Below are 6,341 nucleotides of genomic sequence, written 5' to 3' on the forward strand. Positions count from 1 at the left end.
TTGATGATTGGAACTTCAGCAGCTGGTGAGAAACCGACATCTGGTTTGGCCAGTCCTACGTGCTCAAAGTAGTACTCCATGTCTGCCCTGCCTGACTCTTCGTCTTTTTTTTTTTTTGAGATGTCTCGTGGGCTCGGTCCAGGTAGATGCGCAGGAGGGCTGCGGTGGCCTGGGCGTCGTGGTGGGCGGAGTGAGCTTGAGGTAGGGGGACACCTTCGGTGTCTGCGCAGTCGGTGAGGGTCAGGGAACTGCCTCCCGAGCCGAACCGGCGGGCCAGGTCGAGGGTGCAGAGGGTCAGGAGGTCGTCGGGGGCGGCTCCGGCTCGGGCGAACTCGCTGAGCAGCATTGCGGAGTCGAACATCGCGTTGTGGGCGACCAGGACCGCGCCGTCGATGAGTTCGGCGATGTCGCCGGCCACCTCGCGGAACGTGGGGGCTCCGGCCAGGTCACCCGCGGTGAGGCCGTGGATGCGGGTGGGGCCTGGACCGCGGTCGTTGGAAAGGACGGTGCTGAACGAGCGGTCGGGTGTGCCGTCGCCGTTGAGGCGGTGGACGGCGATCTCGATGATCCGGTCGTTCAGGGCGTTCAGGCCGTTCGTCTCGACGTCGATGACCGCGTAGGGAAGCGCGCCGATCCGGTGTCGCTGCGGGGACGGTGGTGCGTGTTTCGTGTGGTGGGCGGGGGTGCAGGTTTCGGCGGCGGCGGCGATGTCCGGGAGGGCGGCCCAGGTGGCGGGGACGTCGAGTTTGCGGGCCGCGTAGGCGATTGCGCGGAGTTCCTCGCCGAGGACATCGTCGTATTTCTCGATGACCTGGTCCGGGACGAGCGCGGCGAGCGACTCGGGGTCCGGGGGCGGTTCGGCCGCCAGAGCGGTCAGGACGCTGGTCGCGCGGTCGGCGGCGGTGCCGTCCAGAACGAGGGCGACGCCTTGGTGGTTCACCGAGATGCCGTGCCGGTGGAGGGCGAGGGCGAGGGTGTTCATGATGGTGTCGCCGCGGAGCGGGATCAGCAATGTGTCGTTGCCCCAGCCGACGATGGACGTCTGGGCGAGGTTGAGGCGGCGGTAGGCGTTGCGGCCCTCCGTGAGCAGCTTCTGGGCGCCGGAGTCCAGGTAGATCGGCATCTCGTCGCTCTCGTAGACGACCCGCATCTCGGTTCTGATCCGGTCGTGGACGTAGGCGGCGCCGCCCGAGAACTCGGGTGCCTTTCCGCCACCGGCGGGGGTCAGTTCGATGACCTTGGAATCCGGGTCGAGGGTGACGATCCGCCAGCGGCGTCCGGCGAAGATCATCAGGTCGCCGGGGACGAGCGGGTAGGCGAGCGGGAGGGAGCCGAGCGTGCGTCCACCGCTGACCAGGCGGTACTCGTCGGGGGTGTGGAAGGCGGCGTAGAAGGTGTGGTGGTTGACGATGTGCTCGCCCTCGCCGCCGTGCAGGAGCAGGCCGTCCTTCTCCTGGCGGAGGAGGTCGGCTTCACCGAGGTCGCGGAGGAGCATCTTGAACAGGTGCGGGTCGACGTGCCGGAAAGGCCCGTGCGAGCACAGCGCCCTGTAGGCGTCCTGCGGGAGCACCCCGCCGTGTTGGGCGATCAGCGATAGAACCTGCTGGACGAGGGTGGACAGGTGCAGTCCACCGGTCTCCGGGGGTTCGCACCAGCGGGTGAGCAGCAGGTTGACGACCGCGATCATCTGGACCAGCTGAGTGCGCAGCTCCTCGTGCGGCGGGGATGCGGGCGTGACCTCGGTTTCGGTCACGTACATGCGCAGGGTCGCCGGGCCTCCTCTGCGTCCCGTCCGGCCCAGGCGCTGGCGGAGCGCCGCGACTCCCGGGGGCGGACCGATCTGGGCGACCGAGGTGATCGACCCGATGTCGATGCCCATCTCCAAGGTGGAGGTACAGACGGCGGTTACGGGCAGGGGGCTTTCCCTGAGGCGGGCCTCGGTGTCCTCTCTGATCTCCTTGGCGAGGCTGCCGTGGTGCGGGACGAACTCGTTCGGCACACCCGCCTGATCTGCGCGCCGCACCAGCAGGTCGGTGAACAGTTCGACCTTCTGCCGGGAATTGGCGAAGACGAGGTTGCCGGAGCCGCGCAGGACCGAGAACAAATGGTCCGCGACGGCCAGGTCGCCGCGGCCGACGATGGTCTCCGGCTGCTCGTCATCAGGTCGCCCTCGGCGGCGGGGCACATCGTTCAGGAAGCCCTTGAAGTGGAAACGGAGCTCCTGCCCGTCGGAATTCGACTCGATCAGACGCACCCGCTCCCCGCCGGCAGGGCGGAGGAACTCGGCCGCCGTCCGCATGTCGCCGAGCGTGGCCGACAGCCCGATGCGCGGAATGCGGCGCCGGACGGCGAGTTCGAGCCGGTGCAGCAGCGAACGGAGCTGGGCGCCTCGTGCGGTGCCGATGAAGGAGTGGAGTTCGTCGATCACGATGTGCCGGACGCCCTGGAACATCGAGGGGACGCGTGTGCCGCGGTTGGCCAGCAGCGCCTCCAGCGACTCCGGTGTGATCAGGACGATTCCGCTCGCCTGCCGGACCAGCCGCGCCTTCCGCGCGGCGTCCACATCGCCGTGCCATTTGTGGACGGGTATCTCCAGCAGCCCGCACAGCTCTTCCAGCCGGCCGAACTGGTCGTTGATCAGGGCTTTGAGCGGGCCGATGTAGACCGCTCCGAAGCCGCCCTCCGAAGGGGAGTCCGCCAGTGCGGAGCAGATGGGCAGGAAGGCGGCTTCGGTCTTCCCGGACGCCGTGGCCGCCGAGATGAGGATGTCCTCCTCACCGGCGAGGATCGCGGGAATCGCGACTTCCTGGGCGTCGTGCAGCTCCTTCCACTGCTTCTGCCATATCCATCGCTGGATCGCGGGGTGCAGCAGGTCGTAGGAGCGCGAGCCGCCGCCCTCAGAGCCGGAACGTGGTGAAGTCGTCATCGGCGGCTGAGGTTCCGGGGGTGCCGTCCGGCGAGTCGCCGGACGCGGGGGCGTCGTCGTCCAGCGGTGCCAGGTCCGGATTCTGTTCGGGCGCGAGAGTCACCGAACCGAGCAGGTTCCGCCAATCCGCGCCGGGGTTCTGCTCCAGGACGGCGAGCAGGTCGCAGAACGCCTTGATGGTGGTGCGCGGCGTCCGGAAGTAGGCGTCTCCGACCTTCTCCGAGCAATGCTGCATGAAGGCCATGAGGGCTTCGTCGGGCAGAAGGTGGGCGCTTTCGTCGCCCGAGGCGTGGACGTGGCGCAGTTTCGTCAGCAGGACGAAGAAGTCCTCCTGGGTGAGCGCCTGGAGTTCCAGAACGGGGCCGCTCAGGTCGACCAGCCCGCTCGCGGCGAAGGTGTTGTCGGCGAGCCGGGACTGCAATGCCGGATAGCTGAACAGCCCTCGCCGGCTGTCGCGGAGGAATTCCGGAGTGCCGCCGAACAGGAAACCGAGATGCTCGGTGCTGCCCTGAAGCGTGTCGTTCAGGATGCGCAGAATCTGCTCGTAGTTGGCGTTGCGCGCCCGCGTCGAGGCCAGCTTGTACAGGTTCACCATCTCGTCGGCGCAGACCACGAGGCCGTCGAAACCGGCCAGCCGGACGAAGCGGCTCATCAGCTTGAGATGGTCGTACATCGTGCCGTCATCGATGATCGTGCGGACGCCCAGTGCGGCCCGCGCGTCCGTCCGGGTCGCGTACTCGCCGCGCAGCCACCGGACCGCGGCCGACTTCAGGTGCTCGTCGCCGCTGTCGTGGCCGCGCCAATACGCCCCGACGACCTCGGCGAAGTCATACCCGCCGGTGAGTTCCGCGAGGTCGGCCATGCGCGCCCGGATAACCTGGTCCGGCGCCTTTCCCGTCTGCTCCGCCTCGGACAGAGCGGTCGACACGAACCGCTCGACGACGCCGGGCAGCGCACCGCCGTCGGGCTTGGAGCGGGTCGCGAGGTTGCGCATCAGCTCCGCGTACAGGCCGCGGGCCTGGCCGCCGGTGGCGTGCAGGCGCCGATCGGGGTTGAGGTCCGCGTGCGCCGTGACCAGGCGTTTCTCCATCGCGATCGACCGGATCAGGTGGAGGAAGAAGGTCTTTCCGGCCCCGTACTCGCCGATCACGAACCGCAGCGCGGAGCCGCCGTCCGCGATCCGCTCGACGTCGGCGAGCAGTGCGCGCACCTCGGCGACGCGGCCGACCTGCACATGCTGCTGCCCCACGCGCGGGACGACACCCGCCCGCAGGCTCTGCAGCAGGGCGTCGCGTTCCCGCGGGCGGATCCGGGTCGTCGTGGTCACAGCATCGCCTCCAGCGCGTGGGGGTTGATCTCCAACGGGTCGTCTCCTTCGATCACGGGCTCGCCGGTCTCCTCGTACGCGGCCTCGTTGAGGCGGTCGACGGCACCGTCCGGCATCACCCGGTGGACGGCCGCGAGGTCCTCCCAGGCGGCCCTCGTCATCTGCGTTCGCCCCTTGAGAGCCCTGATCAGCCGGGAGTGCGGGCCGTCCAGGCCGGCCACGGGTGCCACGGCGGGCGGTGGCGGCGCGGGCGCGGGGGCGTCGCCGAACACCGAGCCGAGGAGCGCGGACACCTCGGCGGCCTCGGCGATCCGCGCGGCGAGGAGCGACTCGTCGAGCTTGATGGCCGGGGTGGCGGCTTCCGGTGGGGCGGCGACCTCCGCCTTGGCGGGGATGGCGTGGCCCGGCTCGGGTTTCCCGGGCCGCACGACCACCGGGGCGGACGCCGGGGGCGCGGTCGCCGCCGCCGCCCGAAGGCGGTTGTCCATCGCGTCCGGGGCGAGCCCGAGGAGCCGGGCGATGCGGCGCAGCGTCCTGACCTCGGTCGGGTCGATACGGCCGTCCGCGGCGGCGACTGCGGAGAGGAAGTCCGCGAGGTGCTCGCGCTGCGCATGGTCGACGTCCCCGATGCGCCGGGACAGCCCGGTGAGCTTCACCTCGGTCGTCAGCAGCCAGCGCAGGTGGGCGCGGAGCCGGGCCCGTTCGTCGGACGTCAGGTGGAGCGCCTCTTCCAGGTGTCCGAGCAGGAGCTGCTTCTCTTCGACCGCGACGTCTCCGTCTGCGAGGCTGACGGCCGCGCCCAGATGGAGGAGGAGCGTCGCGGCGCGGTAGGCGTGCGAGGGCGCGGCCTCTGAGACGTCGTCGACGTGGAAGAACACCACCGAGCCGTCGCCGGGCACCGGGCCGCCGAACCGCGGGTCGGGCTCCAGGCCGATGCCGGCCCGGCCGAGGATGCCGGCGAGCGCGATGAGCTCCTTCTTCCCCGGCCGCTCCGCGCCTGACCAGCCGAGCAGGTCGGCCGCGGGGACGGCCGACATCGGGAAGCGGCCCAGCCGCGACCGGGCCCACTCGACGAAGGCGCCGACGTCGCCCGCGCCGAGGTCCAGCAGCTCCTCCGGCAGCAGCGCGGCGGCGGGCAGGCTCCCGCGCGCCCGCGGGGACCGGCCCATCAGGCGGCTGAAGGCGTCCAGGCTCTCGGCGCACTCGTCCGCCAGTGACGCCAGCCGCCGCAGCGGGAGCGCCTGGTCGAACACGTCCGGAATGCCTGGTGTGACGTCCTGCGCGGCGCCGCGAAAACCCGCGCTTGCCGGACGGTACGAGAAGGCCGGCTGCGACCCCGTCGCATTGAGGCGGAATCCGCCGAGATGACGGTCTTCGTAGCGCACCGCGAAGAGCCTCGCGAACTCCTCGGGGCATCGCTTCGCGGACGTCCGCGGGGCATAGCCCGGATGGGACATCACCCAGGCCAGGGCCCAGTCCGCCGGAAGCGGCCGTCCAGAGCGGGCGAACTCCCCCAACCCGATGCGCAGCCTCGGGGAGGGCCTTCCCCGGTCGGCTTCGGGGGCCGGCCCGGCGCTTGCCGCCACGGCGCGGGCTTCCAGCACGGCGCAGAACTCGGTGGCATAGCCGCGGAACGACCCATCGGAGCCGAACAGCCCGAGCAGCCGCTCGACCTCGTCCCTGATCAGCGGCGCCTCCACGGCACGCGCCTGGGCGTCTCGCGCGAGATCCACCAGGACACGGCGCTCCAGGCCGTACAGGAACAGGAACGCGTATCCGACGGACACGTCATGGTGACGGCGCCCGGCCTCCAGCCACCGCAGGTAGGCGGCACGGCACCCCGGCGAGATCTCCGAGTAGGAAGGCCAGTACCCCAGCTCTCTACCCGCCCAGTCGGGCGAGCCCCAGTCGACCGGCAGCCGCGGGTCGATCAGCGCCGGTTCGATGCCGTCGCCGGACGCCGCGGCCAGGCCCGTGCCCACGTACAGCATGCCGCCCGGCAAGGTGCGCTCGGCCACGCGGCACGCCTCTCCCGGCCCATGCCAGCGGGCAGCCGGTGCTGCCTGCTGGCATGGGCCGGGAGAGGCG

3 protein-coding genes are annotated in these 6,341 nt (G+C 70.6%); all 3 read right to left on the reverse strand.

Annotated elements, in window-relative coordinates; genetic code table 11:
- Positions 1 to 55: 55 nt before the first annotated feature.
- Positions 56 to 2,926, reverse strand: coding sequence for a DEAD/DEAH box helicase (locus E1200_RS30030; protein ID WP_131955455.1), 2,871 nt, complete (start codon positions 2,924 to 2,926; stop codon positions 56 to 58).
- Positions 2,898 to 4,253, reverse strand: coding sequence for an ATP-binding protein (locus E1200_RS30035; protein WP_131955457.1), 1,356 nt, complete (start codon positions 4,251 to 4,253; stop codon positions 2,898 to 2,900). Before E1200_RS30035 ends, E1200_RS30030 begins: the two co-directional genes overlap by 29 nt.
- Positions 4,250 to 6,341: TerB N-terminal domain-containing protein (locus E1200_RS30040; protein WP_131955459.1), on the reverse strand; the 2,092-nt coding region annotated here is incomplete at its 5' end. The genes E1200_RS30035 and E1200_RS30040, both read right to left, overlap by 4 nt.

The organism is Actinomadura sp. GC306 (assembly GCF_004348665.1).
GTDB lineage: Bacteria > Actinomycetota > Actinomycetes > Streptosporangiales > Streptosporangiaceae > Spirillospora.

Coding starts and splice junctions, on each gene's coding strand:
- E1200_RS30030 (WP_131955455.1), bottom strand. CDS start 2,926: ATGACGACTTCACCACGTTCCGGCTCTGAGGGCGGCGGCTCGCGCTCC.